This is a genomic window from Mycolicibacterium vinylchloridicum, from assembly GCF_013404075.1.
GTDB lineage: Bacteria > Actinomycetota > Actinomycetes > Mycobacteriales > Mycobacteriaceae > Mycobacterium > Mycobacterium vinylchloridicum.
Window position 1 is genome coordinate 1 of the sequence record NZ_JACBJQ010000204.1, and the last position, 818, is coordinate 818.

The following is an 818-nucleotide window of genomic DNA, read 5'->3' on the forward strand; positions in this document are numbered from 1 at the left end:
CCGAGGTGCGGGACTGGGTGTGGCCCGGTGCCCGTGGGGCTGCGGTGACGGGTGCTCTGGATGCCACCGTCTCCACCGGCGGAGACAACGAATAGCAACCGAGGCAATAGCAACTGATCAGGCTATTGTGCGGGCACAGGTACACTTGGCCCGGTCATGTCTGAGCAGAGCGCCGCGCCCGCGCACCCCCACCCCGCGCTTTCGCAGCTGGCCGCTCTGCACCATTTCCGGATCTACGTCGACATCGGCATCGTCGTCGTCGTGCTGGCGATGACCAATCTGATCGCCCACTTCACGACGCCGTGGGCCAACGTCGCCGTGGTGCCTGCCGCCGCCGTGGGCCTGCTCTTGCTGGTGCGGTCGCGCGGATTGGGCTGGGCCGAGCTGGGTCTGGGCCGCGAACACTGGAAATCCGGCGCGCTGTACGCGCTGGGCGCGGTGTTGTTGGTGCTGACCGTCATCGCGGTCGGGGCGCTGCTGCCCTGGACGCGGCCGATGTTCCTGAACAACCACTACGCCACACTGTCGGGTGCGCTGCTCGCGTCGATGATCATCATCCCGTTGCAGACCGTCATTCCCGAGGAGCTGGCGTTCCGCGGTGTGCTGCACGGCGCGCTGGACCGGGCCTGGGGTGTTCGGGGTGTGGCGGCCGCCGGGTCGCTGCTGTTCGGACTGTGGCACATTGCCAGCTCGCTGGGCTTGACCAGCGGCAATGTCGGCTTCACCCGGATTTTCGGCGGTGGCGTGGTCGGCATGCTTGCCGGGGTGGTCATGGCGGTGGTCGCAACGGGAGCGGCCGGATTCGTGTTCACCTGGCT

1 protein-coding gene is annotated in these 818 nt (G+C 67.7%); it reads left to right on the plus strand.

All coding sequences use genetic code 11. The features are described 5' to 3' along the window. Positions 1–156: 156 nt before the first annotated feature. Positions 157–818: CPBP family intramembrane glutamic endopeptidase (locus HPC46_RS34585; protein ID WP_179476463.1), on the plus strand; the 662-nt coding region annotated here is incomplete at its 3' end.